The following is a 25,288-nucleotide window of genomic DNA, read 5'->3' as shown; positions in this document are numbered from 1 at the left end:
TCCAGCACACTACCTTTTGCTGAGGAACTTCACCATGACGTCTCACGCGCCCGCTTTGCACCGCGAGCACAGCCACGTTTTTGACGATGGTAACCCATTGGCCGAAAGAAACACCAGATGGGCGGTGATACTCACCGCCAGTATGATGGTCATCGAGATCGCCGGCGGTTGGCTGTTTAACTCGATGGCATTGCTGGCCGACGGCTGGCACATGAGCTCGCATGCGCTGGCTCTGGGCTTGTCGCTGCTGGCTTACGGCGCCGCACGCCGGTTGGCCAAGGATCGCCGCTTCAGCCTCGGCACCTGGAAAATAGAAGTGCTGGCCGGTTACACCAGCGCGGTGTTGTTGGTGCTGGTGGCGGCGCTGATGCTGTTCCAGTCCGCGCAGCGGCTGCTGAATCCCAGCCCGATTCATTACAACGAAGCCATCGCCATCGGTACGATCGGGCTGGCTGTCAATCTGCTTTGCGCCTGGCTGTTGCGCGGCGGCGGCCACCATCACCACCACGGGGATAACCACGATGACCCTCATCATGACCTCAACCTGCGCTCCGCCTATATCCACGTCATCGCCGACGCCGCCACCTCGGTGTTGGCCCTCGTCGCGCTGTTTGGCGGCAAGCTTTGGGGCGCCGCTTGGCTCGATCCGTTGATGGGCATCGTCGGCGCAATGATGGTGGCCGCCTGGGCCTATAGCCTGATGCGCGATAGCGGGAAGATTTTGCTGGATGCCGAAATGGACGCCCCCGTGGCGCAAGAGATTCGTCAGACCCTGGCCACTTCCGGCCACCCACTCACGCTGACCGATTTGCACGTAGGCCGCATCGGTAAAGGAAAATATCATTGCGTCATCGCCCTGAGCAGCGCCGATCGCGCCCTCACCGCCGATCGTGTGCGCCAACTGTTGGCCGCGCATCCCGAACTGGTGCATGTCACCGTCGAGATCAACCGTCCGCCGTTGGCGCAAGGGGTTGTATTGTTCCACCGAAAAGATCTAGCTTAGGGGTCCGCGTTTATCGATAACTGGGAGTCATTATGGCTTTTCGTTTGTACAGCAACGATCTGCAGGACGGCGGCACAATGCCGCAGACGCAGGTCTTCAACGGCATGGGCTACCACGGCGATAACCTGTCGCCGCACCTGGCCTGGGACGGCGTGCCCGAGGGCACCAAGAGCTTCGTCGTCACCCTGTACGATCCCGACGCCCCAACCGGCTCCGGCTGGTGGCACTGGGTGGTGGCCAATATTCCGGCCGACGTGCGTGAGCTGCCGCAGGGCGCAGGCTCCGGCAAAGCGCCGCTGCCGAGCGCCGCGCTGCAAACCCGTACCGACTTCGGTTCGGCCGGTTACGGCGGCGCCGCGCCGCCGAATGGCGAAAGCCACCGCTATCAGTTCACCGTGCACGCGCTGGACGTGGAAAGCATTGAGGTGGATGAAGGGTCCAGCGGCGCACTGGTGGGCTTTAACGTGCATTTCCACAGCCTCGGCAGCGCCACGCTGACGGTGATGTTCAACTGATCCCCCGCCCATAAAAAAGCGCGGTCAACCGCACCGCGCTTTTCCACTCTGGCCTGGCCGACGAATTACTTCGCCAGCACGCTGACCCACATCGGGCCTTTGCCCACCGGATAACGCGCCAGCGTAGTCAACTTACCGCTGGCCTGATCAATTTCATGCACCGCGATGTGATCGGACTTCTGGCCGGACGAAATCACGAAGCGGCCGCTGTGATCGATATTGAAACCGCGCGGCTGCGTTTCGGTCGGATAATAGCCGACCACGCTCAACGTGCCGCCGTCTTCGGAGACGCTGAAGAGGGTCAGAATGCTGGCGGTGCGATCGCTGGTGTAGAGGAAACGGCCGTTCGGCGTGATATGAATGTCCGCCGCCCAGCGGGTGCCGTCGAAGTCGTCCGGCATGATATCCAGCGTTTGCGTCACGGTGTATTTGCCGCCGTTTTCCGAAATCGCCAGCACGTCCACCGTGCCGTTCAACTCATTGACGCAGTAGGCGAACTTGTCGTTATGGTGGAACGCCATATGGCGCGGGCCGGCGCCGGCGGCGATATCCACCGCCTCCTGCGCGTGCGGCGTCAGCTGGCCCGCCAGGCTCAGGTTGAACAGACGGATGCGGTCTTCTTTCAGACACGGCACCAGCACCAGCTGGTTGGTCGGATCGATGTTCGCCGAGTGCGGCGCGCTCAGGCCGTCGATCTGTTGGATCGGCGCCGTCACCACGCCGTCGTGGCCGATCGGGCTGATGCTGGCGCAGTTGCCGCTGTAGGAGGCGGAGAACAGGTAACGCCCCTGCAAATCGGTGGAGATATGGGTCGGGCTGCCCGGCAGCGGCGCCATGCCGGCCTGCTGCAGCGTGCCGTCCGCCTCGATGCGGTAGCTGACGATGCCGAACGCCGGACGCACGCCGACGTACAGGTGGGTCTTGTCCGGATGAAGGGTCATCGGCTGCACCTGGCCCGGCACGTCAACGGTTTGCAGCAGCGCCAGCGCGCCGGCGTCGTCCAACTGCCAGACGTGGATCTGCTGGCTCTCCGGGCTGGCGACATAAACGATTTGCTTCATGTGTTCTCCTTGCAAAGGGTAAAAGAGGAACCGGTTTCAGGCCGTTCGATTGCTCCTAGCTTACCGCACATCCGTCGCATGGCAACCCTGCTTAGCACCGGAAGCTCACGCGGTTTTCTCCATAGGCTATCCGGTGTACCATCGGATTAATTTTATGGCTAACGATAACGAGAACCCTATGAGCTACCGCGTCATCGCCCTCGATCTTGACGGCACCCTGCTGGACAATCAAAAACGCATCTTACCGCAGTCGCTGGAAGCGCTGGCGCAGGCGCGCACCGCCGGCGTCCAGGTGGTGGTGGTCACCGGCCGCCATCACGTCGCCATCCATCCGTTTTACCAGGCGCTGCAGATAGATACCCCGGCCATCTGCTGCAACGGCACCTACCTGTATGATTTTCAGCAGAAAAAGGTGCTGGCCGCCGATCCCTTGGCGAAGGAGCAAGCCAAGCAGGTGCTGCAGATGCTCAAACAGACCGACATTCACGGGCTGATGTACGTTGACGACGCCATGCTGTATCAGGAACCGAGCGGCCACGTGACCCGTTCGCTGGCCTGGGCGGAAACCCTGCCGGCGGCGCAGCGCCCAACGCTGCTGCAGGTCGGCAGCCTGACGCAGGCGGCCGACGACGCGCAGGCGATCTGGAAATTCGCCACCTCGCACGCCGATATTCCGGCGCTGCGCGAGTTTGCCGACACGGTGGAAAAAGAGCTGGGGCTGGCGTGCGAATGGTCCTGGCACGATCAGGTGGATATCGCCAAAGGCGGCAACAGCAAAGGCAAACGCCTGCGCCAATGGGTGGAGTCGCAGGGGCTTAGCATGGATCAGGTGGTGGCGTTCGGCGACAACTACAATGACATCAGCATGCTGGAAGCGGTCGGGTTGGGCGTGGCGATGGGCAACGCCGATGACGCGATCAAGGAACGCGCCGATCTGGTGATCGCCGATAACCTGCAGCCGGGCATCGCCGAAGTGATCCGCACCCGCATACTCTAGTTTTTTCGCCCTCCCGCCGGGAGGGCCTGCCTTAGCGGCTCTCGCGGCTGATCGACACGCTCTTCACCTGCGCGTACAGCCACTGCCCGGGGCGGATCGCCAGTTCATCGCGCGCCCACGGCGTGATCCGCGCCCACAGCACGTGTTCCCCGACCGCCAGCTTCACTTCCACCTGCCCGTCCACGTCCAGACACTCGCTGACCTTGGCCGGCAAGACGTTGCGAATGCTGCTGTTGACCGGCGGTTGCAGCACCAGCGAGACGTCGGCGGCGTTGATGCGAATGCGCAGTTGGGTGCCCAATTCGGCGTCGATGCCGCTGACCCACAGCCGCTGATCGCCGAGCGCCAGCGCAGTCATGGCATAGCGTTGATGATGCTCAATCACGCTGACGCGCAGCACGCTGCTCTGATCTTCACGTTGCAGCCACGGCCGCAGCGCGCTGCTGGCCCAGACGGCTTCCAGCCCGCCGAACGCGCGCACCTCACCGCGATCCAGCACCATCACCTGCTCGGCCAGCCGCAGGATCTCGTCCAGGCTATGGCTGACGTAGAGGATAGGGATGTTCACGTCCTGCGCCAACCGCTCCAGATACGGCAGCAGCTCGCGTTTGCGCGGCAGATCGAGCGAGGCCAACGGTTCGTCCATCAGCAGCAGTTCCGGCGCCGTCAGCAGCGCGCGGCCGATCGCCACCCGCTGTTTTTCACCGCCGGAGAGCGTCAACGGCAGCCGATTAAGCAGCGGCCCGATGCCCAGCAGCTCGACAATGGTATTGAACTGCGCGCGCATACCGGCCGCCATGCCGTACTGCAGGTTGCCGCGCACCCGATAATGCGGGAACAGGCGCGCATCCTGAAACACGTAGCCGATACGGCGCTTTTCCGGCGGCAGGCAGAGGCCCGCGGCGGTATCCACCAGCGTGCGGCCATTGAGCGCGATGCGCCCCTGCTGTAAACGGGTCAGGCCGCCGATGGCGTTGATCAATGAGGTTTTTCCCGCGCCGGACAGGCCGAAAATCGCGGTGATGCCCTGCGCCGGCAAATCGGCGCGGACGTTGAGATTAAGGTCGCCCAGCTGCTGCGAGAAATCCAGCTCCAGCATTTACGCCCCCATCCGTTTGCGGCCCCAGCGGGCCAGCCATTCGGACACCATCAGCGAAGCCAGCGACAGCACGATGGCGATCGCGCACAGCCGCGCGGCGGCGGCTTCCGCCCCCGGCGTTTCGATCAGCGTATACATCGCCAGCGGAATGGTGCGGGTTTCACCGGGAATGTTGGAGACGAAGGTGATGGTGGCGCCGAACTCCCCCAACGAGCGGGCGAAGGCCAGCACCACGCCGACAATGACGCCGGGCAGCGACAGCGGCAGCGTGATGGTGAAAAACACCCGCCACGGGTTGGCGCCCAGCGTGCGCGCCGCCAGCTCCAGCCGAGTGTCCACCGCCTCCAGCGCCAGCCGAATGGCGCGCACCATCAGCGGAAACGCCACCACCGCCGACGCCAGCGCGGCGCCGCGCCAGCTAAAGCTGAAGCTGAAACCGAACCAGTCGTACAGCCGCTCGCCGATGACGCCGCGCCGCCCCATGGCGATCAGCAGCAAATAGCCGACCACCACCGGCGGCAGCACCAGCGGCAGGTGAATGACGCCATCCAGCAGCGCTTTGCCGGGAAAACGGCAACGCACCAGCACCCAGGCCATCAGAATGCCGAACGGCAGGCTGCAGACCACCGCCAAACCGGAGACTTTCAGGCTCAGCTCAACCGCCTGCCACTCATACTCGCTCAGAATCATTTACGCGGGGTGAATCCATAATGTTCGAAAATAGCGGCCGCTTCCGGACTCTTCAGATAGGTATAGAAAGCGCTGACCGTCGGAGTTTGACGATCTTTCACTATCGCCATCGGATATTCAACCGGTTTGTGGCTGTCTTCCGGGAACACGCCCACCACTTTCACCTTGTCGCTGGCGACCGCATCGGAGCCGTAGACGATGCCGAGCGGCGCTTCACCGCGTTCCACCAGCGCCATCGCGCTGCGCACGTTGTTGGCGCGCGCCAGTTTCGGTTCCAGCGCGCTCCAGGCGCCCAGATGCTCCAGCGCCTCTTTGGCGTAGATGCCGGCCGGCACGTGATCCGGATCGCCCACCGCCAGGCGGCCGCCGCTGAGCAACTTGGCCCAGTCGGTCTGCTTGTCGATGGCAATCTTGTCTTGTTTATCGCTCTTGGCGGCGATCAGCACCAGTTCGTTGCCCAGCAGCGTGTAACGGGTGTCTTTCACCATCTGCTGCTTGTCGATGGCGTAATCCATCCACTGCTGATCGGCGGAGATAAACAGATCGGCCGGAGCGCCCTGCTCAATTTGGCGCGCCAGCGTCGAGGATGACGCAAAGGAGGAAACCACCTGCACGTCCTTGCCTTTTTGATATTGGGTGGCGATGTCCTGCAGCGCGTTGGTCAGCGACGCGGCGGCGAACACGGTGATCTTTTCCGCCGCCGAAGCCTGAGCCACCAGGCCCGATGCCAGAACGATCCCGCCAACCCATTTGGTCCATTGCTGTTTCATTGTTTTTCTCCGCAAGTTAACGTGCATTATCACTCTTCGTTATATAAAAAATAATATAACGTTGCGCGAAAGCTTGTCATGCGGTTTATCGGCAAAGCGTGAGATAACTTGAGGAATGCCCGCCGGGGGATGCCGGCGGGTATCGGGATCGGGAACGGTCAGTGCTGGGTGCGGTTTTCTTTCGAACGGCCCACTTTGGAGAAGACGTTGAACACTTCGCCAAAACCGTAGATCAGGCCGAGAATGAGCGCCATGACCACCGGCACCATCACCACGGCGAACAACAGACTTTTCAATAATTCCAACATGATAGCCTCGCTTAACTGCCCATTGAGCGGCAAATGCCTTTCACCGCATATCGGGTTATTCTAACCCAAAAAAATCGCTAAAACCGGAGTTATTTTAGCCAGCGAGGCGAAATTGTGATCGGCCAAACGTGCCCTTTCAGCCTCCCTCATCCCGGCGCGGGGTAATAGATCAACGGCGGCGCATAGCCGGCGGGCGCCGCCAGCTTGGCCTCCACACCGTATACCGCGTGAATGTTCTCCGGCGTCAGCGCCTGCCGCGGCGCGCCTGCCGCACAGATCCCGCCCCGCTGCAGCAGCGCGACCCGATCGCAATAACAGGCCGCCAGATTCAGATCGTGCAGCGTCACCACCACGCTGAGTTTCAGCCGCCGCAGCAAGGCCATAAACTGCTGCTGATGAGCGATATCCAGATGATTGGCGGGTTCGTCCAGCAGCAGCCACGGCGTTTGCTGCGCCAGCGCGCGCGCCAGATGCACCCGCTGCCGTTCACCGCCGGACAGCCGCTGCCAATCGCGATCGGCCAGGTGGCTGATGCCCACTTGCTCCATCGCCTGCCCGGCGAGGCGGCGATCCTCGGAACCAAAACCACGCCAGCGGCCGACATGGGCCAGACGCCCCAACAATACCGCCTCCTTCACCGGCAGCGCGAAGGCGCCGGGGGCGGATTGCTCGAGAAAAGCGATGCGCCTGGCGCGTTCCCGTCCGGAAAATGCGGCGATTTCGCGCCCTTCCAGCCAAACGCGGCCGCCGGCGGCGGGCTGCAGCCCGGCCAGCAGCTTAAGCAGCGTCGATTTACCGCTGCCGTTGACGCCGAGCACGCCGGTGATCTCACCGGGCAAGGCGCAGAAACTGAGATTTTCCAGCACCGTGCGCGCCCCCGCTCGCCAGCTCACCGCTTCGGCGCACAGGCCGGATCGCGCTTTTTCAATCGTCATGCATTGACCTTTCGATACAGCAACAGCAGGAATATCGGCACCCCCAGCAGCGCCGTCAGCACGCCGACCGGCAGCTCGCGCGGCGCAAACAGCGTTCTGGCCAGCGTGTCCGCCGCCACGGCGAACAGGGCGCCGCACAGCGCGCTGGCCGGCAACAGCAGCCGATGCCGCGAGCCCACCAGCCGCCGGGCGACATGCGGCACCGTCAACCCGATAAACCCCACCGCGCCGCTGAACGCGACGATCGCCGCCGTCAGCGCGGTGGTCACCACATACAGCAGCAGCTTCAGCGGGGCCACCGCCACCCCCAGCGAAGCGGCGGTCACGCCGCCGAACGCCAGCGCGTCCAGCTCACCCGCCCGCAGCCAACAAAGCAGCAGCGTCGCCGCCAGCGCCAGCCCGCACAGCCCGACCTGCGGCCAGCGCGCGTCGCTGAACGATCCCAGCAGCCAGAACATCACGCCGCGCGTGGCGTTGGCGTCCGCCTGCCAAAGGGTGATCAGCGAAGTCAGCGCGGAGAGCAGCTGCGTCACCGCCACCCCGGCCAGAATAAACAGCGTGGACTCCCCCTCCAGCGAACGTCCGGCCAACAGCATCACCAATGCAAACGCCGCCAGCGCGCCGATAAACGCCCCGCCGGACACCGACAATAGGCCGCCCCCCAGCCCCAACACCAACACCGTCACCGCCCCCACGCCGGCGCCGGAGGAGATCCCCAGCACCCAGGGATCGGCCAGCGGGTTGCGGGTCAGCGACTGCAGCACGGTGCCCGCCAGCGCCAGCCCGGCGCCGGCCAGCGCCGCCAGCAGCGCGCGCGGCATCCGCAGCGACCAGATGATGCGCTGATACACCTCGGCATCGGTCTGCGCACCGCCGCTGACGCCGAGCACGATGCGCCAGGCGTCGTGCCACGCGATCGGCGCGGGCCCCGACAAGGTGGCGCCCAGCAGGGCCAGCGGCAGCGCCGCCGCCAGCAGCAACAACCCGCCGGCCTCACGGCCGGGCAGTAACCGCCGGCTCATGCTATTTCCAGCCTGCGATCACATAGTCGTCCAACAGTTGCCACACCGTCCCCGCCTCGCTGAAACCGGCTTGTCTGAGGGCCGCAAGCTGGAAATCCACCGGCGTCGGCGGCGGTACCGGCCGGCCGGCGAACAGCGCTTCGCGCTCGGCCTGATAAGCGGCCAAGGCCGGCGATTGCAGTGCGCCGGCGAACCAACGATCCCAATCCTCAACGCCGCTGTCCCAGGCGTGTTGTTGGGTCTGCTCGTCGTGCCGTTCGGCCAACGCTTTCAGCCGTGGCTGACGGTGGTCATAGCGCTGATGATCGGCATTGAGGAATACGCCGCCGGCGGCCAGCAGCCCGGCGACGTTACGGTACAACGCCAGCTGCTGCTCCGGCATCAGCCAGTGCAGCGCCGTGCTGGACACCGCCGCCTGCGGCGTGGGGCCGGACAGCACGGAAAAACAGGCAGGATCCGCCAGATCGACCTGCAGAATGCGGATCCGATCGCCGTACGCCGCCAGCGCGCCGCGCGCCACCGCCAGCAGCAGCGGATCGAGATCGATGGCGGTCACCCTGGCCTGCGGAAAGCGCTGCAAAATACGCAGGCTCAGCGATCCCGGGCCACAGGCCAGATCCAGCACGTGAAAATCCTGGCCGACGGCCAGCGCCAGCACGTCCAGTTGGGCGTTAAAACGCGCTTCGCGTTCGGCGATGTAAGCCGCCTGCTGGCGATCCCAGGAGTCCAGCAGCGAAGAGAATGAAACGGCAGTCATATCAAGGTTCCTTGTTGGAAAGCATCGGAGTCTGCGGCGGCAAGGCCGCCAGGCCCCGAATCAAACGGCCCAGCGCCGCCACGGTGCGGGCGGAAGGGTCCATGTCGTAACCGGGGAGGATCACGTAGTGCCGCTGACGTACGGCGCGCAGCGTAGCGGTCAGCGGGTGATGCTCCAGAAAGGCGATCTTGTCGGCCGCGCTGTCCCCGAAGCCGCCGCGCGGCAGATCGCCAAGCACGATCGCATCCGGATCGCGGGCGGCGATAATCTCCCAGGATACCGTCGGCCACAGCTCGGGCAGATCGCCGAACAGGTTCTCGCTGCCGACGCTGCGGCTCAGCAAACCTGGCGCGCCGCAGCAACCCGCCACGTAGGGCGTCTGCGTGCCGGCATACCACCACAGCAGACGCCGATGCGGCAATGACGCGCGCTGCGGTTCGAGCGCCTTCAGCTGCTCGCGCAGCCGCGCGATCAGCGCTTCACCGGCGCGGCCAGCGTTAAAAATGCGCGCCAGCTCCCGCAGCTCGGTGAAAATGTCTTCGAACGTCAGCGCGGCGGCGATCGCGCTTTGCTGGCCGCTGCAGGCGCCGGGAGAGAGATAAGTATCGATGCCCCATTCCGCCAACCGCGCCCGATCGGGCGTTTCCGGGCTGTGCAGCCAGTAATAGCTGGCCGAATAGACAAAATCCGGCCGCATCAGCAGCAACGCTTCCGCCGTGGGCGGCGCCGGGCCGACGGGCGCCCGCAGCGTATCGGCCGACGCCGTCGGCGCGGGATCGCGCGTGCGGTCATACCCGACCACGCCGATCGCACGGCTAGCCAGCCCCAGCGCCAGCAGGTTTTCCAGCGCCGGATTGGCGTAGACCAGCACCCGCTGCGGCGGCTGCGGGTAATCGCGCATTGCCCCGCAATTGTGCAGGCTGACGGCATAGGCGTGCAGCGGCACGCCCCAGCCCAAGCCCAGGGCGCACAACAACAGGTAAAGCGAACGTTTCACGACGTCAGAACCTGACCGACACGAAGGTTTCATAGCTGCGCGGCGGCGCGATCAGCGCCTGATCCGGGTAGGTGCGCTGATAGGCGTACAGCTGGTTGGTGGCGTTGCGAATGCGGAAACCGACATCGACGATCGGCGTCAGCTGATAATCCGCCGCCAGATCAAGCGTGGTGTACGCGCGCATCTTGCGCTGGTTGGCGTCGTCGTTGTAACTGCTGCCGACGTAGCGCAGCGAAGAAGCCAGCCCCAAACGTTCCGTCGCCTGATAATGCACGCTGAGGTTGGCGGTCCAGTCCGGGATATAGGCCGGGCGATTGCCGTTGTAGCTGCGCAGCGGGCTGCCGCCGCGATAGTCGTCGTAGCGGGCGTGCGTATAGGCGGCGTTGCCGGCCAGCTCCCAACGATCGTCGGGACGCAGCACCACGCCAAGCTCGATGCCGCGCGACGTCTGCCTGCCTACCGCGTTCAACGCATCCGGCCGCTGCGCATCGGGCACAAACAGGTTGTCCTTGCGCAGTTCATACAGCGCCAGCGTCGCCTCGCCCTTGTTACCCCAAAACTGCCCTTTGGCGCCGGCCTCCCACTGGCGCGCTCGCGTCAGCGGCAGATCGGTCTGCGTCGGGCTGAGGAAGAACAGATCGTTGCCCGGCTCCTGGCCGGTGGTGTAGTTGGCGTAAAGCGTGAGGTTATCGGTCAGCGCATAGCTGGGGCCCAGGCTCCAGGTGCTGAAAACATAGGTGCGCGCGCGGCTCTCTTCCTGCGGCCCCTGGAAGCGCCAGTCCATGTCCATATGGTTGTAGCGCAGTTGGCCCAGCAACGCTAAACGCTCGGTCAGGCTGAAGCGATCTTCAAGAAAAGCGGCGTACTGATTCTGAGTAACGTGGCGCACCGGCGCGCGTTGACTGGCGGTGCCCTGAGCGAACGGTTCTCTGGGCGGCGCGCCGAGCGGCACGTCCTCGGAGCCGGGGAAACCGTTGGAGTAGTACTGAAAATGCCGCTTGCTCAGATCGAAGCCGACCAGCAACCGGTTATCGAAACCGGCGATAACGCGATCGAACACCAGCGAACTGCGGTTGCCGATCAGATCGTCGTCGTGCGCCAGAGCGCCGAAAGAGTCGCGGTTGACGTCGCCGGGCCGGGCCGCCGCCGCGACGCGGAAACGCTCGACGTTGCGCCATTCGCGAAAGCCGCTGTAGTAATAGAATTGGTTATGCCACTCCACTTCGGGCGTCATAAACCAGTCCAGACTGGCCTGAAACGCGGTGGCGTTGCTCTGGATGCGGCTGTCGGTCAGGTTGTTGTAATTGATGTCGCGCAGCTCGCCGGCAATGCGCCCATCCAGCAGCGGCGTGCCGTAGTAAGGGTTGTTGGTGCGGTTGAGCATGCGGTCCAGGCTCAGCGTCAGCAACGCATCGTCCGTCAATTTAAACAGCAGCGAGCCGGAAACCCGCTTCTGCCGATCGCGTTCATACTGCACGTTGCTGCCGCTGTCGTTGCCGCTGACGTCTAACCGGTACGCCACCGCATCGTCCACCAGCGCGCCGCCGGCCCCCAGATGCATACGCTGGCTGCGGTAGCTGCCGAAGCCATAGTCGAGTTCAACCGGCTGGCGGCTGAAGGTCGGCCGCCGCGAGATCAGGTTGACGCTGCCGCCTGCGGCGCTCAGCCCGTTCAATGCCGACCCCGGCCCGCGCAGCACCTCAATGCTGTCGTAATGCGCCGGATCGCCCAGCTGCAGCGTGCTGCCGGGCATCTCTACGCCGTTATACAGCCAGGCGATCGGCCGAAAACCGCGCGCGGAAAAGTTGTTGGACAACGTTGGCGAAGCGACGCCGGACAGACCGGTGGCGCGCTCGACGGCGGCGGCCAGCGAGCGATCGCCCCGCTGTTGGATCGCCCGCGCGCGGATGATATCGACGCTGCGCGGCGTCTCCCGAGCGCTCAGCCCGAGCTGTGACGCGCTGCGGCTCAGGGCGTTCAACGCATCGTAACGCCCGGCGGAGGCCGCCGCCTCCACGGTGAGATGTTCTTCACATCCCGTGGCATTGCGAGCTTTATCGCAGTCGGCGGCGAAAGCCAGCGGCGCCGTCAGTGCGCCGCCGACCCAGGCGGCAAGGCATAAAGATTTTCTGGACGTGCCAAGACGCCGGCGTGTCGTACTCATGTGGTGCATCCCTGTGGTGAAATAAAAACCGGCCGCAGCCGGCGTAAAGCCTTATCGTTTTTCTGTTATGTTATATTATAACAATAAGGCAATGCCAGTCTTTATTACCCCGCTCTCCAGCGCACTGCGTTTGGCGCTTTGTCGCCAAATCGGCGACAATAAGATTTTTGCCGCCGACAGGATGCGCTATGCAGGCCGAAATTCTTCTGACTCTCAAACTCCAGCAAAAGCTGTTCGCCGATCCGCGCCGCATCGCGCTGCTGAAACAGGTACAGCACACCGGCTCCATCAGCCAGGGCGCCAAACTGGCGGGCATCAGCTACAAAAGCGCCTGGGACGCCATCAATGAGATGAACCAGCTGGCGGAACACACGGTGGTGGACCGCGCCACCGGCGGAAAAGGCGGCGGCGGCGCGCAGCTGACGCACTACGGCCAGCGGCTGATCCAGCTGTATGACCTGCTGGGCCAGGTGCAGCAAAAGGCCTTCGACGTGTTGCAGCAGGACGATCTGCCGCTCGACAGTCTGCTGGCGGCCATCTCGCGCTTCTCGCTGCAAACCAGCGCGCGCAATCAATTTTTCGGCACCGTCATCGAGCGCGATCATCAGCAGGTGCAGCAGCATCTGGCGATCTTGTTGAACGACGGCAGCACTCGCCTGACGGCGGCCATCACCCAGCAAAGCGCCGACCGGCTGCAACTGACGCCAGGCAAAGAGGTGCTGGCGCTGATCAAGGCGCCCTGGGTGCGGTTAAGCGTCGAGACGGCGGAACATGCCGACGCGGATAACGCGCTGGCGGGCGTGGTGGCCGGCATTCAGCCGGGCGCCGAACACAGCGAGGTGCTGGTGACGCTGGCGGGGGGCGAAACCCTGTGCGCCACGCTGACGACGGCGGAGTTGCAGCGCCTGCAGCTGAGCGTCGGCGCCGCCGTACACGCCCTGTTCAACGCCGACCACGTGATTGTCGCCACGTTGTGTTAAGCGCAACGTAACGTTGCATTTTTGTTGATTGACATCCCCCTGCAATGCGCCTATTTCTAAGGCAAATAATTGCAAAAAAAGGAACAGGTGATGTCGTCGTTGCATATTTCGCAAGGTTCATTCCGCTTAAGCGATACCCGCACCCTGACGCTGGATGCACTGGCGATCCAGGCCGGCGACAGCTGGGCCTTCGTCGGCGCCAACGGCAGCGGCAAATCCGCCCTGGCGCGCGCGCTGGCCGACGAACTGGTTCTGTTGAGCGGCGAGCGCCGCAGCGACTTTCAGCACGCGGTGCGCATCTCCTTCGAACAGCTGCAAAAAATGGTCAGCGACGAGTGGCAACGCAACAACACCGATCTGCTCAGCGCGGACGAAGACGACACCGGCCGCACCGCGGCGGAGATCATTCAGGAAGAGGTGAAAGACGCCGCGCGCTGTGAGCGGCTGGCCGCGCAGTTCGGCATCACCGCCCTGCTGACGCGCCGCTTCAAATACCTCTCCACCGGCGAAACGCGCAAGACCCTGCTGTGCCGGGCGCTGATGCCCGAGCCCGACCTGCTGATCCTCGACGAACCCTTCGACGGGCTGGACGTGCACTCGCGCGCGCAGCTCGCCGCGTTGCTGAGCGAGCTTTCCGCCCAGGGCCAAACCGTGGTGCTGGTGCTCAACCGGTTCGACGAAATACCGGATTTTGTCCGCCAGGTGGGCGTGCTGGCGGACTGCACCCTGACCAGCCGCGGGCCGCGCAGCCAGGTAATGGCGGACGCGCTGGTGGCGCAGTTGGCGCACAGCGAAAACCTCAGCGGGCTGGCGCTGCCGGAAACCGAGGATCCGACGCAAAAAGTGGCCCTGCCGGCGGATCGGCCGCTGATCGTCCTGCGCGACGGCGTGGTCAGCTATAACGATCGGCCGATCCTCAATCATCTCGACTGGCAGGTTAACCCCGGCGAGCACTGGCAGATCGTCGGCCCGAACGGCGCCGGCAAATCCACGCTGCTCAGCTTGATCACCGGCGATCATCCACAGGGCTACAGCAACGATCTGACGCTGTTCGGCCGCCGCCGCGGCAGCGGGGAAACCATCTGGGAAATCAAACGCCATATCGGCTACGTCAGCAGCAGCCTGCATCTGGATTATCGCGTCAACACCAGCGTGCGCAACGTGGTGCTGTCGGGGTTCTTCGATTCGATCGGCATTTATCAGGCGGTCTCGGATCGTCAGCGGCAGCTGACAGAGCAATGGCTGGCGCTGCTCGGGCTCAACGGCGCGCGCGGTGACGCCCCGTTCCACAGCCTTTCCTGGGGCCAACAGCGGCTGGCGCTGATCGCCCGCGCGCTGGTGAAACACCCGGCGCTGCTGATCCTCGACGAGCCGCTGCAGGGGCTGGATCCGCTCAATCGCCAGCTGGTGCGCCGCTTTATCGACGTGCTGATCGGCCAGGGCGCCACCCAGTTGCTGTTCGTCTCGCACCATGCCGAAGATGCGCCGCAGTGCATCACTCACCGCCTCAGCTTCGTGCCCGACGGCGAAGGCGGCTATGGTTACCAACAGCAACGGCTGGAGGCGGCCTCCGCCTGAAACGCGGCGTAAACATATCCGGCAACACTTCACCGCAGCACATCACATTTGGCCTTTTATCATAGAAAGGAAGAAGGCCATTTTTGGAGACGCCATGTCCGCTGCGTTGATTATCATCGACCTGATCGAAGATCTGATCGGGCCCAAAGGGCGCGCCAACCACTGCCGCGAACAGGTGATGACGACCCACCTGCTCGCCAACGTCAATGCCGCCGCGGCCTATGCCCGGGTGCGAAAAATCCCGGTGATTTGGGTGCGGGTGGGATTCGCCGACGATTATCATGACATCCCGCCCCATTCGCCGCTGTTCAACCATCTCAAGCAGATCGGCGCGCTGCGGCTAAATGGCCCGGGCTGCCGCTGGATGCCCGAACTGCATCAGGAAGAGACCGATCTGCAGTTTGAAAAAACGGCAGTCAGCGCTTTCTCCGGTAACAATTTGTTAGCCTGGCTGCGGCAACATCGGTGCCACCATCTGCTGCTGGCGGGCATCAGCACGCCGCTCGCCATCGAGAGCACCGCGCGGCAGGCGCACGACGCCGGCTTTCAGGTGACCGTGCTGCACGATCTGTGCGCGGCCCCCACGCAGGAGATCCACCAGCAGAGCCTGGATACCCTGCAAAACCTGGCCGAAATCACCCGTTCGCAGGCATGGATGAAAGGCTAACCCTCCTCGCCGCCGGTCGTGTGGGCCGGCATCATGCACAAATGCATCACTGCCCCGACCTTTAGCGTCATCCTGGTGTGCTACTATCCGCTCTAGCGCTCAATTTTGCCATCATCGCACGCCGCAAAGGCGCTGAGCGCCGTGTACATATTTAAAGGGACATATCATGTGGGGCGTACTGGCTGCTTCGTTATTTTTCTTGCCGTTTAATCGGCTGATAGCCTGGGTGATCCTGGCCGCCTCGGCGGGCATGGGGCTTTATCATGGGGTACTGACGCCGCTCAGCCTGAGTTATCTGCTGGCGATCGTAGCGCTGGCGGGGTTGCGCCACCATTTTCGCGCGCAGCGTAATCTGGCGATTGCGCTCGAAGGGCTGGTGGTCGCCGGCTGCGTGGCGCTGTTCTTGCACCTGGTGCCCGGCATCCACAATCAACTGATGATCGACGGCGAAAAAGCCGGTCCGCTCAGCGCGCCGTTCACCATGTATTACAACTTCGATAAGGCGATGGTGCCCTTCCTGCTGTTCGCCTGCTTGCCCACGCTGTTTTCCGCCGAACGCGGCGGCAACGCCGGCAGAGCGGGCTGGATTGCGCTGCTGCTGGCCGTGCCGGCGCTGTTGCTGCTGGCCGTCGCGCTGGGCGGCTTAAAAATTGAGTGGCATGCGCCCGCCTGGATCCTGCCTTTCGTGATGGCGAACCTGTTCTTTGTCTGCATGGCCGAGGAAGCGCTGTTTCGCGGCTACCTGCAACAGCGCCTCAGCCAGTGGCTGGGCGCCTGGCCGGCGCTGATCGTCGCCTCCCTGGTGTTCGGCGCCGCGCATCTGGCGGGCGGTACGCTGATGGTGATCTTCGCAACCCTCGCCGGGGTGATCTACGGCCTGGCGTGGATGTGGAGCGGCCGTCTGTGGGTGCCGATTCTGTTCCATTTCGGGCTTAATCTGACCCATCTGCTGTTCTTCACCTATCCGCTGTACCAGCATTCTTAACGGCTGAAGCCGGCAGAGAGCCCCTCTCTGCCGGCTGGTCGGGTGAAAACGCTATCACCGGCACTTCACCGCAATGCCCTCAATCACGTTGCCGCCTGCTTTTCTTCCCCCCTCCTGCGCTTTGCAATGAAGTGTAAACGATTCCATTTTTCGCGTTAGATCACCTTTTTACCGCCGCGCGCGTGCTATCTTTCTGCGCAACAGCCTCTCCCTGTTCAGCAACGGGCGTCTCAAGACGGTAATTGGAAGCGATTACACTTTCGTCGGCGCCAAGAAAGGAACCGTATGACGGAATTTAACCCTATCGATCATCCGCACCGCCGCTACAATCCGCTGAGCGGCCAGTGGGTGCTGGTCTCACCGCACCGCGCCAAGCGCCCCTGGCAGGGCCAGCAGGAGGCCGTCCCCACAGAAACGCTGCCGGCGCACGATCCCGACTGTTTCCTGTGCCCGGGCAACGCGCGCGTCACCGGCGATCGCAATCCGGATTATCGCGGCACCTATGTTTTCACCAACGATTTCGCCGCGCTGATGAGCGATACGCCGCCGGCGCCCGACAGCCAGGATCCGCTGATGCGCAGCCAGAGCGCGCGCGGCGTCAGCCGGGTGATCTGCTTCTCTCCCGATCACAGCAAGACCCTGCCCGAACTGACGCTGCCGGCGCTGGAGCAGGTGGTCACCACCTGGCAGGCGCAAACCGAGGAGCTGGGCAAGCACTACCCCTGGGTGCAATTGTTCGAAAACAAAGGCGCGGCGATGGGCTGCTCCAACCCGCACCCGCACGGGCAGGTCTGGGCCAACAGTTTTCTGCCAAACGAGGCCGAGCGCGAAGATCGCCTGCAGCAAGCGTATTTTCGGGAGCACGCCTCCCCGCTGCTGCTGGACTATGTGCAGCGCGAGCTGGCCGCAGGCGAACGCATCGTGGTGAACACCGAACACTGGCTGGCGGTGGTGCCCTACTGGGCCGCCTGGCCGTTTGAAACGCTGCTGCTGCCGAAAACGGCGGTGCAGCGCATCACCGATCTCAGCGCGGCACAAAGCCAAGATCTGGCGCTGGCGCTGAAGAAGCTGACCAGCCGCTACGACAACCTGTTCCAGTGTTCTTTCCCCTATTCGATGGGATGGCACGGCGCGCCGTTCAACGGCGCCGACAACCGACACTGGCAGCTGCACGCCCATTTCTATCCGCCGCTGCTGCGTTCAGCCAGCGTGCGCAAATTTATGGTCGGTTACGAGATGCTGGCGGAAACCCAGCGCGATCTGACCGCCGAACAGGCCGCAGAGCGTCTGCGCGCCGTCAGCGATATCCATTACCGTGAAGCCGGAGCCCAAGCATGAGCCTGAAACCGCTTACCCATTCCCTGTTTACCGAGCACTTCGGCTACGCGCCGGCGTTGACCATCCAGGCGCCGGGGCGGGTGAACCTGATCGGCGAGCATACCGATTACAACGACGGCTTCGTGCTGCCCTGCGCCATCGATTACCAAACCGTCATCGCCTGCGCCAAGCGCGACGACCGCCAGATCCGCGTGCTGGCCGCCGATTATCAGAATCAGCAGGATCAATTCTCGCTCGACGAGCCGATCGTCAGCCACCCCGATCAGCGCTGGTCCGACTATGTGCGCGGCGTGGTGAAACATCTTCAGCGCCGCAACGCCGACTTCGGCGGCGCGGATCTGGTGATCGCCGGCAATGTGCCGCAAGGGGCGGGACTCAGCTCCTCCGCCGCGCTGGAGGTGGCGGTGGGCCAGGCGCTGCAGGCGCTCTATCAGCTGCCGCTGGACGGCGTGGCGCTGGCGCTGAACGGCCAGGAGGCGGAGAACCGGTTCGTCGGCTGCAACTGCGGCATCATGGACCAGTTGATCTCCGCGCTCGGCCGGCGCGACAGCGCTCTGCTGATCGACTGCCGCTCGCTGGAGACCCGTGCGGTGCCGATGCCGGACAGCGTCGCGGTGGTGATCATCAACTCCAATGTGCAGCGCGGGCTGGTGGACAGCGAGTACAACACCCGCCGCAAACAGTGTGAAGAAGCGGCTCGGTTCTTCGGCGTCAAGGCGCTGCGTGACGTCAGCCCGGAACAGTTTGCAGCACGTCAACATCAGTTGGATCCGTTGGTGGCCAAACGCGCGCGCCATGTCATCAGCGAGAATACCCGCACGCTGGCGGCGGCCGATGCGCTGGCGGCCGGCGATCTGCAACGCATGGGCCGGCTGATGGCGGAGTCCCACGCCTCGATGCGTGACGACTTCGAAATCACCGTGCCGCCGATCGATCGGTTGGTCGAGATCGTCAAAGCGACGATCGGCCCGCGCGGTGGCGTGCGCATGACCGGCGGCGGCTTTGGCGGCTGCATCGTCGCGCTGATGCCGCAGGATCTCGTGGAGACGGTGCGTGCCGCCGTGGCGCACGAGTATCCGCGGCAAACCGGCGGATTGCAGGAAACGTTCTATGTCTGCCAGGCTTCGCAGGGGGCCGGTACATGCTGACGATGAGCACGGCGGCGGCGCCCGATGGGGAGCCTTATCAGCTGACGCAGCTGCAAAACGCCGCCGGCATGACGGTGACGCTGATGGACTGGGGCGCCACCTGGCTGTCCGCCGTCTTGCCGCTCAAATCCGGTGAAAAACGCGAACTGCTGCTCGGCTGCCGCAGCCCGGCAGACTACCCGCGCCAGGGCGCCTATCTGGGCGCCACCGTCGGCCGTTACGCCAACCGCATCGCCAACGCCAGCCTGCCCATCGACGGGAAACCCCATGCGCTGGCCGCCAATCAGGGCCTCCACCAGCTGCACGGCGGCCCCGACGGTTTTCATGCCCGCCGCTGGCGCCGGGTCCAGCAGGATGCGCAACAGGTCTGCTATGCGCTGCACTCGGCGGAGGGCGATCAGGGTTTCCCCGGCAATCTCGACGTGCAGGTCTGCTACCGTCTGACCCCGGATAATCGTTTGGAAATCAGCTATCTGGCACAGGTCGATCGCCCCTGCCCGGTCAACCTGACCAACCACGCCTATTTCAATCTGGACGGTGCCGGCACCGACGCCCGCGCCCAACGGCTGCAGCTGTTCGCCGATCGCTACCTGCCCGTCGACGCCGAGGGCATTCCCTGTGCCGATCTGACGGCGGTGGACGGCAGCGGCATGGATTTTCGTCAGCCGAAAACGTTGTTACAGGATTTCCTGCGCGATCGCGACCAGCAGCGGGTGAAAGGCTACGATCACGCCTTTCTGCTGCAGCGTACCTGTGGGGCGCTGGAGAGCCCGGCGGCGCATTTGTGGTCAGCCGACGGGCAAGTGCAAATGAGCGTGTTCACCGACGCGCCTGCGCTGCAGCTCTACAGCGGCAATTATCTGGCCGGCACGCCGGCGCGCGATGGCGGCAGCTACGCCAACCATGCCGGCGTGGCGCTAGAGAGCGAGTTTTTGCCGGACAGCCCGCACCATCCCGAGTGGCCGCAGCCGGACTGTTGGCTGCAACCGGGGAGCCGCTACCGCAGCGCCACGCATTATCAGTTTTATCCTATCTGACCCGCTACGCCCCTCGCCGTGCGGCCGGGGGCAATTTGTTATAAATGCTTACCTTTTAGCGCCATCCCCCCACCGGCGCCCACCTTCCCTTATTCCAAAGCGCGCACTACACTCAGGCTACCGTGATAAGCACAACGCCTTGTGCAACGTCACCATTTTCGGCCGATGGCGGCCAATCAATAGCTGAAGGAACACCTATGCGTCTGATTACTGCACTTCCATTGCTGGCGGGCTTAATGCTGAGCACCAATCTGATGGCGGCCGACGCGACGACGGCGACGAAAACGCCTTCGCCGGCGCAGGCGGCCCAACAGAAACGCATGACCGATTGCAACCAGCAGGCATCCACCAAGTCGCTGAAAGGCGCCGATCGCTCCACCTTTATGAGCACCTGTCTGAAGTCCGAAGGTGCCGCTGCGTCCGGCAAAACCCTGACGCCGCAGCAGCAGAAAATGAAAAGCTGCAATGCCGACGCCAAGACCAAGGATCTGAAGGGCGACGCGCGTAAAACCTTCATGAGCAACTGCCTGAAAAAATCGGCCTGATTTCCCCTCTGCCACGGCGCGTCCGGAGCGATTCCGACGTGCCGTTTCTCCCCCTTCCGCATCAGCCTGAACGATTCAGCTTTTTCCTTTCGCCAGCCCTTACTTTGCGGCAAGAAATTGGCTATGGTTAGACACTATCGATTGCCGAGCCCCGGCCCGCGGCAATATAATGATTTTCGTTATCATTGAAATGTCAGATTATTAAGGAGTTAAGCTATGGCTGTAACTAAGCTGGTTCTGGTGCGTCACGGCGAAAGCCAGTGGAACCAAGAAAACCGCTTCACCGGTTGGTATGATGTTGATCTGTCCGACAAGGGCCGCACCGAAGCGAAAGCAGCAGGCAAGCTGTTGAAAGAGGAAGGTTTCACTTTTGACTTCGCTTACACCTCCGTACTGAAGCGCGCGATCCACACCCTGTGGAACATCCTCGACGAGCTGGATCAGGCCTGGTTGCCAACCGAAAAATCCTGGAAGCTGAACGAACGTCACTACGGCGCGCTGCAGGGTCTGAACAAAGCGGAAACCGCGGAAAAATACGGCGACGAGCAGGTGAAACAATGGCGTCGCGGCTTCGCGGTGACCCCACCTGAGCTGACCAAAGAAGACGAACGTTACCCTGGCCACGATCCGCGCTACGCCTCGCTTAGCGAGCAAGAGCTGCCGCTGACCGAAAGCCTGGCGCTGACCATCGATCGCGTTATCCCTTACTGGGACGAAGAGATCCTGCCACGCATCAAGAGCGGCGAGCGCGTGATCGTTGCGGCGCACGGCAACTCCCTGCGCGCGCTGGTGAAATACCTGGATAACCTGAGCGAAGATGAAATCCTCGAGCTGAACATCCCAACCGGCGTGCCGTTGGTGTATGAGTTCGACGAGAACTTCAAACCAACCAAACGTTACTACCTGGGTAACGCCGACGAGATCGCAGCAAAAGCGGCGGCCGTAGCGAACCAGGGTAAAGCGAAGTAATTTCGCCCGTTCACGAAAAAGCCCCCGGTTTTCACCGGGGGCTTTTTTATTGCTGCTGCGCCATCGCCTCGTTCACCGCGTCCAGCCGTTCCTGCATCGCCGGATGGGTGCTGAGCCAGGCAGGCAGCGCCCAGTCATCGGTCTTTTCTCGTTCAGGCGCCTGTGCCAACGCGCGGTAGATCGCCGCCATTTCCGCCAGCGAACGCCCCTGGCGCTGCATTTCCGCTATCGCAAACGCATCCGCCTCACGCTCCATCCCGCGAGAAAACTGCATCTCATTCACGAAGGATGCGGACTGCAGCAGCGTGTCGCCGATGCCGCTGACGTCACCCGTCATCCACATCAGCGTCAACGCCACCAATGACGAACGCACCAACATGCGCATCGGGTGACGATGGGCGTGATGCCCCATCTCATGCAGCATCACCGCCGCCAAGCCATCGTCGTTTTTTGACAAGGTGACCAGGCTATCGCTGAGCACCAGCGTGCCGTCCGGCAGCATAAAGGCGTTCGGCGCACCGGGCGCCGCCATCAGCTTCAGCGAGAGCGGCGTGCGCTCCTGGCGCATGTCGGCCGGCATCACCTGCCGGAACAGCTGCTGCAGCGCCCGTTGCCGCTCGGCCGGCAGTGCGGAGGGCGCGAAGCCGCTCTGGTCCAAGAACGTCTGCGTATGTTCGCCCAGCGTCTGTTCCACCGAGGTGGGGATGCGCATGGCGATCTCGCTGCTCGCCCACGGCAGCACCACGTAAACGTAAGCCACTACCGCCAACAGCGTCATCAGCAGCGCCAGGGCGACGCCGCGTTTATGGCGCTCCAGGCGATGCACCCACCCCGGCGAACGGCGTTGATAGAACCAGCGGCGAAAGGCCGCGTCGTCGTCAGGCACAAAGCGCCCGCCGCCCTTGAAGGTGAGCGTCAGCGGAATATTGCCCAGCGCGGCAGAAACGGTGATGTCCGTCAGCGGGATGTAACGCTGTTCATCCTGCCGCTGCAACGTCACGCCTTCGCCGCTTTCGTTCACCAGCAGACGAGCCGCCTCACGTGCGGCCCGTCCCGGCAACTGATAAGCGCCTTCAAGGATCATCGGCGCCTCAGAAGTTGCCGCCCAGATCCAGCGCCTGCAGCGCTTCTTCGGCCACCGCGCTGTTGGCGCTTTCCTGATGCGCCGTAATGTCCAGCAGCGCCAGATCGCCTTCAACCGCCGTGCAGGCCGCCAGATAACGGGCATGACGCACTTCCGCCACCGGCGCCGCCAAACCGAGCGAGAACAGGGTAATCAGGGTATTGGTGATCAACAATCCCATATACGGCAGCGTTTTCATTGAGGAATGCAGCTTGATGTCGCCGTTCAGCCTTGCCTGGTTAAACAGATAGTTGCGCTGGGCAACGACCTGGTAGCTGCTGGCCACCAGCGCGCCGATCAACAGCACCACCATCATCAGCAGAAGGCTGCTGATATTGTCCAGCACCAGCACATCAATGGCTTCATTGGTCAACATGCCCATCAACACCATCTGATAGAGAGTAAAGAAGAACGAACCGATGCACACCAACGCGACCAACATGAATGGCAGGAATATGAGCAGGCCGATCAAGGCAAATTTGATAAAGGCCGATTTCTTCAGTTCGGCAATAAACGGTGTGCGCCCGAAGAACAGGTTATTAACGTACAAATCATGCTGCAGTGCGCTAATAATGCCGTTTACCGCCGCAAATGCCGGCACGGCCAAAATCAGCGTCAGCACCAGCATAAAAGCGATGGCGTTGATGCTGCCAAGACCGCTGCCAATGCCGAGCAAGATGATCAGACCGACATACAGCCCGATAATCAGCAATAACGGGCAGAACAGTAAAGCCCAATAGGCACGCCCGGTGCGGCAGACATAATTAAAACGCACGCCGCGATAGCTCGACATAATCGCATTGTAGCGCCAGCTGCGAATAACGATCCACGGCAGCAGGGCAAGCAACACCAGCAAAGCCAGCAGCCCCAACAGGGGCGTTATCGCCAGCAAGATATAAAACACGATGATGCCGCCGATCACCAACAGCCGCCCTTTCAGAATTTGCAGCGGTTGTGCATGGTAGTCAAAACGATCGCCGTCCAATTCCGTGTTGCCGTAAAAATAGCGGCGACGGCGCACCGTCGCCCAGGCGGAATAGATGCCCAGGGTCAGGGCGGTCAATAATGCATTGACTAACCAAATAGCGAAGTACTCACCACCTTTCCCATGGAATTTAATCCGGTGCAGCCCCAGCGGCTGCGAGGTATTGTTTGTCATAATTCTTTCATCCTGAAAGGAATAAGGTCATACCACTCCCCACTTATTAGGCCTGCGGGGTTTATGGAATAAAAAAAGCGTCTTATATAAGCACAATGCCGCGAGCAGTGACAATTATTCTTTTCTTAAATAGGAATAATGCGAAGAGGGCCGCTTAAGGACTTAATTGGCCTATTAACTGTAAGCCTTAAAGTCGTGGAATATAGAGAAGTGCAATGGCAAGGATAAAACAAGGGCCCGTTATCGGGCCCTTGTCATTGTTTGCGGTTATCCGCGGCGCGCTTTCACCGCCGCCGCCAGATCGCGCAGCACGGTTTCGGTGTCCTGCCAGCCGATGCAGCCGTCGGTCACGCTCTTGCCGTAAACCAGCGGTTCGCCGCTTTCGAGGTTCTGGTTACCTTCCACCAGGTGACTTTCGATCATCACGCCGATGATCGCTTTTTCACCGCCGCTAATCTGCCCGCAAACGTCAGCGCTCACGTCCATCTGCTTTTTGAACTGTTTGCTGCTGTTGGCGTGGCTGAAGTCGATCATCACCTGCGCAGGCAGCCCGGCTTTGCTCAGGCCGGCTTTGACGTCCTTCACGTGCGCCGCGCTGTAGTTCGGCTCTTTGCCGCCGCGCAGAATAATGTGGCAGTCGCCGTTGCCGCTGGTGTTAACGATCGCCGAGTGGCCCCACTTGGTCACCGACAGGAAGCAGTGCGGCGCGCCGGCGGCGTTGATGGCGTCGATCGCCACCTTGATGGTGCCGTCGGTGCCATTCTTGAAACCGACCGGGCACGAGAGGCCGGAGGCCAGCTCGCGGTGCACCTGCGATTCCGTGGTGCGCGCGCCGATGGCGCCCCAGCTCATCAGATCCGCCAGGTACTGCGGCGTGATCATGTCGAGGAATTCGCCGGCGGCCGGCAGACCGCTGTCGTTGATCTCCACCAGCAGTTTGCGCGCCAGGCGCAGGCCGTCGTTGATGTTGAAGCTGTTGTCCATCTGCGGATCGTTGATCAGGCCTTTCCAGCCCACGGTGGTGCGCGGTTTTTCGAAGTATACGCGCATCACCACTTCCAGCTCGCCGCTCAGTTCTTCACGCAGCGCCAGCAGGCGCCCCGCGTACTCTTTGGCGGCTTGGGTATCGTGGATGGAGCAAGGGCCAATCACCACCAGCAGGCGATCGTCGCTGCCGCGGAGGATATTGTGAATCGCGCTGCGGGCCTGGGACACCGTCTTTGCCGCGCGTTCGGTAGCCGGGAATTTCTCCAGCAGAGCCACCGGCGGCAGGAGTTCCTTAATATCATTAATGCGTAAATCGTCGTTTTGGTAATTCATAGCTTTTCCATTCGGTATCGAGGGGTATTTCGCAGTGCGTAACGGTGTAGATCCCAACAATCTAGCCTGTGGGAATGGCGCTGTAAATCACCTTTGCCCCCCTCCGCTGGAACCGCCAAAT

At 62.7% G+C, this 25,288-nt stretch carries 25 protein-coding genes; 12 read left to right on the top strand and 13 right to left on the bottom strand.

Annotation, left to right across the window (positions count from 1 at the left end; genetic code table 11):
- Nucleotides 1–34 precede the first annotated feature (34 nt).
- The gene (gene dmeF / locus J0F90_RS06250) at nucleotides 35–1,003 is read left to right on the top strand and encodes a CDF family Co(II)/Ni(II) efflux transporter DmeF (RefSeq protein ID WP_072009686.1); all 969 of its coding nucleotides are present in this window, start codon (nucleotides 35–37) and stop codon (nucleotides 1,001–1,003) included.
- 32 nt (nucleotides 1,004–1,035) lie between these two features.
- Nucleotides 1,036–1,518: a kinase inhibitor gene (locus J0F90_RS06245; RefSeq protein WP_016928694.1), complete on the top strand. Its 483-nt coding sequence runs from the start codon at nucleotides 1,036–1,038 to the stop codon at nucleotides 1,516–1,518.
- Nucleotides 1,519–1,583: 65 nt separating this feature from the next.
- Here J0F90_RS06245 and pgl read toward each other — a convergent pair whose 3' ends face one another.
- Complete coding sequence (gene pgl, locus J0F90_RS06240; protein ID WP_033641051.1) at nucleotides 1,584–2,579, bottom strand: 6-phosphogluconolactonase; 996 nt, start codon at nucleotides 2,577–2,579, stop codon at nucleotides 1,584–1,586.
- A 178-nt stretch (nucleotides 2,580–2,757) separates the two neighbouring features.
- On the opposite strand from pgl, the gene J0F90_RS06235 reads away from it, so the two are divergent.
- A complete protein-coding gene (locus J0F90_RS06235) occupies nucleotides 2,758–3,576 on the top strand; it encodes a pyridoxal phosphatase (protein WP_033641472.1) in 819 nt (272 codons plus the stop codon).
- A 31-nt stretch (nucleotides 3,577–3,607) separates the two neighbouring features.
- Here J0F90_RS06235 and modC read toward each other — a convergent pair whose 3' ends face one another.
- The 9 genes from modC to J0F90_RS06190 all read right to left on the bottom strand — a co-directional run bounded on the left by modC (nucleotide 3,608) and on the right by J0F90_RS06190 (nucleotide 12,318).
- Nucleotides 3,608–4,675, bottom strand: coding sequence for a molybdenum ABC transporter ATP-binding protein ModC (modC, locus tag J0F90_RS06230; protein WP_016928697.1), 1,068 nt, complete (start codon nucleotides 4,673–4,675; stop codon nucleotides 3,608–3,610).
- Complete coding sequence (gene modB / locus J0F90_RS06225; RefSeq protein WP_016928698.1) at nucleotides 4,676–5,365, bottom strand: molybdate ABC transporter permease subunit; 690 nt, start codon at nucleotides 5,363–5,365, stop codon at nucleotides 4,676–4,678.
- Nucleotides 5,362–6,135 (bottom strand): molybdate ABC transporter substrate-binding protein, encoded by a 774-nt coding sequence (modA, locus tag J0F90_RS06220; RefSeq protein WP_033641052.1) that lies wholly within the window; start codon nucleotides 6,133–6,135, stop codon nucleotides 5,362–5,364. Before modA ends, modB begins: the two co-directional genes overlap by 4 nt.
- Nucleotides 6,136–6,293: 158 nt before the next feature.
- Nucleotides 6,294–6,443, bottom strand: coding sequence for an AcrZ family multidrug efflux pump-associated protein (locus J0F90_RS06215; RefSeq protein ID WP_004939813.1), 150 nt, complete (start codon nucleotides 6,441–6,443; stop codon nucleotides 6,294–6,296).
- A 146-nt stretch (nucleotides 6,444–6,589) separates the two neighbouring features.
- Entirely contained in the window at nucleotides 6,590–7,351 is a 762-nt protein-coding gene (locus tag J0F90_RS06210; RefSeq protein WP_407826306.1) for an ABC transporter ATP-binding protein, read from the bottom strand.
- A gap of 23 nt (nucleotides 7,352–7,374) precedes the next feature.
- Nucleotides 7,375–8,400: a FecCD family ABC transporter permease gene (locus tag J0F90_RS06205; RefSeq protein WP_033641054.1), complete on the bottom strand. Its 1,026-nt coding sequence runs from the start codon at nucleotides 8,398–8,400 to the stop codon at nucleotides 7,375–7,377.
- 1 nt (nucleotide 8,401) lies between these two features.
- The gene (locus tag J0F90_RS06200) at nucleotides 8,402–9,157 is read right to left on the bottom strand and encodes a class I SAM-dependent methyltransferase (protein WP_033641055.1); all 756 of its coding nucleotides are present in this window, start codon (nucleotides 9,155–9,157) and stop codon (nucleotides 8,402–8,404) included.
- A gap of 1 nt (nucleotide 9,158) precedes the next feature.
- Nucleotides 9,159–10,154, bottom strand: a complete 996-nt coding sequence (locus J0F90_RS06195) for an ABC transporter substrate-binding protein (protein WP_033641056.1) — start codon at nucleotides 10,152–10,154, stop codon at nucleotides 9,159–9,161.
- Nucleotides 10,155–10,158: 4 nt separating this feature from the next.
- The gene (locus J0F90_RS06190) at nucleotides 10,159–12,318 is read right to left on the bottom strand and encodes a TonB-dependent siderophore receptor (protein ID WP_033641057.1); all 2,160 of its coding nucleotides are present in this window, start codon (nucleotides 12,316–12,318) and stop codon (nucleotides 10,159–10,161) included.
- Between the two features lie 188 nt (nucleotides 12,319–12,506).
- Here J0F90_RS06190 and modE point away from each other — a divergent pair, with 188 nt between their 5' ends.
- From modE to gpmA, 9 genes are all read left to right on the top strand, one after another.
- Nucleotides 12,507–13,298: a molybdenum-dependent transcriptional regulator gene (gene modE / locus J0F90_RS06185; RefSeq protein WP_033641058.1), complete on the top strand. Its 792-nt coding sequence runs from the start codon at nucleotides 12,507–12,509 to the stop codon at nucleotides 13,296–13,298.
- Between the two features lie 90 nt (nucleotides 13,299–13,388).
- Complete coding sequence (gene modF / locus J0F90_RS06180; RefSeq protein WP_033641473.1) at nucleotides 13,389–14,876, top strand: molybdate ABC transporter ATP-binding protein ModF; 1,488 nt, start codon at nucleotides 13,389–13,391, stop codon at nucleotides 14,874–14,876.
- Between the two features lie 94 nt (nucleotides 14,877–14,970).
- Nucleotides 14,971–15,543, top strand: coding sequence for a cysteine hydrolase family protein (locus J0F90_RS06175; protein WP_016928708.1), 573 nt, complete (start codon nucleotides 14,971–14,973; stop codon nucleotides 15,541–15,543).
- A gap of 166 nt (nucleotides 15,544–15,709) precedes the next feature.
- Nucleotides 15,710–16,528, top strand: a complete 819-nt coding sequence (locus J0F90_RS06170) for a CPBP family intramembrane glutamic endopeptidase (RefSeq protein WP_033641059.1) — start codon at nucleotides 15,710–15,712, stop codon at nucleotides 16,526–16,528.
- A 285-nt stretch (nucleotides 16,529–16,813) separates the two neighbouring features.
- Entirely contained in the window at nucleotides 16,814–17,866 is a 1,053-nt protein-coding gene (gene galT / locus J0F90_RS06165) for a galactose-1-phosphate uridylyltransferase (protein ID WP_033641060.1), read from the top strand.
- On the top strand, nucleotides 17,863–19,014 hold the full coding sequence (gene galK / locus J0F90_RS06160; RefSeq protein ID WP_033641061.1) for a galactokinase: 1,152 nt from the start codon (nucleotides 17,863–17,865) through the stop codon (nucleotides 19,012–19,014). The genes galT and galK overlap by 4 nt, the downstream gene beginning before the upstream one ends.
- Nucleotides 19,008–20,051 (top strand): galactose-1-epimerase, encoded by a 1,044-nt coding sequence (gene galM / locus J0F90_RS06155; protein ID WP_033641062.1) that lies wholly within the window; start codon nucleotides 19,008–19,010, stop codon nucleotides 20,049–20,051. Before galK ends, galM begins: the two co-directional genes overlap by 7 nt.
- A 197-nt stretch (nucleotides 20,052–20,248) precedes the next feature.
- Nucleotides 20,249–20,596: a PsiF family protein gene (locus J0F90_RS06150; RefSeq protein WP_028127665.1), complete on the top strand. Its 348-nt coding sequence runs from the start codon at nucleotides 20,249–20,251 to the stop codon at nucleotides 20,594–20,596.
- A 216-nt stretch (nucleotides 20,597–20,812) separates the two neighbouring features.
- Nucleotides 20,813–21,565: a 2,3-diphosphoglycerate-dependent phosphoglycerate mutase gene (gpmA, locus tag J0F90_RS06145; protein WP_016928714.1), complete on the top strand. Its 753-nt coding sequence runs from the start codon at nucleotides 20,813–20,815 to the stop codon at nucleotides 21,563–21,565.
- A gap of 46 nt (nucleotides 21,566–21,611) precedes the next feature.
- Here gpmA and J0F90_RS06140 read toward each other — a convergent pair whose 3' ends face one another.
- The 3 genes from J0F90_RS06140 to aroG form a co-directional block, all read right to left on the bottom strand.
- Entirely contained in the window at nucleotides 21,612–22,649 is a 1,038-nt protein-coding gene (locus J0F90_RS06140; RefSeq protein WP_033641063.1) for a M48 family metallopeptidase, read from the bottom strand.
- A gap of 7 nt (nucleotides 22,650–22,656) precedes the next feature.
- Nucleotides 22,657–23,847, bottom strand: coding sequence for a YjgN family protein (locus J0F90_RS06135; protein ID WP_033633900.1), 1,191 nt, complete (start codon nucleotides 23,845–23,847; stop codon nucleotides 22,657–22,659).
- Nucleotides 23,848–24,114: 267 nt separating this feature from the next.
- The gene (gene aroG, locus J0F90_RS06130; RefSeq protein ID WP_016928717.1) at nucleotides 24,115–25,167 is read right to left on the bottom strand and encodes a 3-deoxy-7-phosphoheptulonate synthase AroG; all 1,053 of its coding nucleotides are present in this window, start codon (nucleotides 25,165–25,167) and stop codon (nucleotides 24,115–24,117) included.
- Nucleotides 25,168–25,288: the final 121 nt, after the last annotated feature.

This window comes from Serratia marcescens subsp. marcescens ATCC 13880 (genome assembly GCF_017299535.1).
GTDB lineage: Bacteria > Pseudomonadota > Gammaproteobacteria > Enterobacterales > Enterobacteriaceae > Serratia > Serratia marcescens.
This window is presented reverse-complemented; position numbering and strand designations above follow the sequence as displayed.

Coding starts and splice junctions, on each gene's coding strand:
- J0F90_RS06245 (WP_016928694.1), top strand. CDS start 1,036: ATGGCTTTTCGTTTGTACAGCAACGATCTGCAGGACGGCGGCACAATG.
- galK (WP_033641061.1), top strand. CDS start 17,863: ATGAGCCTGAAACCGCTTACCCATTCCCTGTTTACCGAGCACTTCGGC.
- galM (WP_033641062.1), top strand. CDS start 19,008: ATGCTGACGATGAGCACGGCGGCGGCGCCCGATGGGGAGCCTTATCAG.
- dmeF (WP_072009686.1), top strand. CDS start 35: ATGACGTCTCACGCGCCCGCTTTGCACCGCGAGCACAGCCACGTTTTT.
- galT (WP_033641060.1), top strand. CDS start 16,814: ATGACGGAATTTAACCCTATCGATCATCCGCACCGCCGCTACAATCCG.
- modA (WP_033641052.1), bottom strand. CDS start 6,135: ATGAAACAGCAATGGACCAAATGGGTTGGCGGGATCGTTCTGGCATCG.
- modE (WP_033641058.1), top strand. CDS start 12,507: ATGCAGGCCGAAATTCTTCTGACTCTCAAACTCCAGCAAAAGCTGTTC.
- J0F90_RS06200 (WP_033641055.1), bottom strand. CDS start 9,157: ATGACTGCCGTTTCATTCTCTTCGCTGCTGGACTCCTGGGATCGCCAG.
- J0F90_RS06135 (WP_033633900.1), bottom strand. CDS start 23,847: ATGACAAACAATACCTCGCAGCCGCTGGGGCTGCACCGGATTAAATTC.
- J0F90_RS06190 (WP_033641057.1), bottom strand. CDS start 12,318: ATGAGTACGACACGCCGGCGTCTTGGCACGTCCAGAAAATCTTTATGC.
- J0F90_RS06235 (WP_033641472.1), top strand. CDS start 2,758: ATGAGCTACCGCGTCATCGCCCTCGATCTTGACGGCACCCTGCTGGAC.
- J0F90_RS06175 (WP_016928708.1), top strand. CDS start 14,971: ATGTCCGCTGCGTTGATTATCATCGACCTGATCGAAGATCTGATCGGG.
- J0F90_RS06170 (WP_033641059.1), top strand. CDS start 15,710: ATGTGGGGCGTACTGGCTGCTTCGTTATTTTTCTTGCCGTTTAATCGG.
- J0F90_RS06205 (WP_033641054.1), bottom strand. CDS start 8,400: ATGAGCCGGCGGTTACTGCCCGGCCGTGAGGCCGGCGGGTTGTTGCTG.
- J0F90_RS06150 (WP_028127665.1), top strand. CDS start 20,249: ATGCGTCTGATTACTGCACTTCCATTGCTGGCGGGCTTAATGCTGAGC.
- modB (WP_016928698.1), bottom strand. CDS start 5,365: ATGATTCTGAGCGAGTATGAGTGGCAGGCGGTTGAGCTGAGCCTGAAA.
- gpmA (WP_016928714.1), top strand. CDS start 20,813: ATGGCTGTAACTAAGCTGGTTCTGGTGCGTCACGGCGAAAGCCAGTGG.
- modF (WP_033641473.1), top strand. CDS start 13,389: ATGTCGTCGTTGCATATTTCGCAAGGTTCATTCCGCTTAAGCGATACC.
- J0F90_RS06215 (WP_004939813.1), bottom strand. CDS start 6,443: ATGTTGGAATTATTGAAAAGTCTGTTGTTCGCCGTGGTGATGGTGCCG.
- modC (WP_016928697.1), bottom strand. CDS start 4,675: ATGCTGGAGCTGGATTTCTCGCAGCAGCTGGGCGACCTTAATCTCAAC.
- pgl (WP_033641051.1), bottom strand. CDS start 2,579: ATGAAGCAAATCGTTTATGTCGCCAGCCCGGAGAGCCAGCAGATCCAC.
- J0F90_RS06140 (WP_033641063.1), bottom strand. CDS start 22,649: ATGATCCTTGAAGGCGCTTATCAGTTGCCGGGACGGGCCGCACGTGAG.
- aroG (WP_016928717.1), bottom strand. CDS start 25,167: ATGAATTACCAAAACGACGATTTACGCATTAATGATATTAAGGAACTC.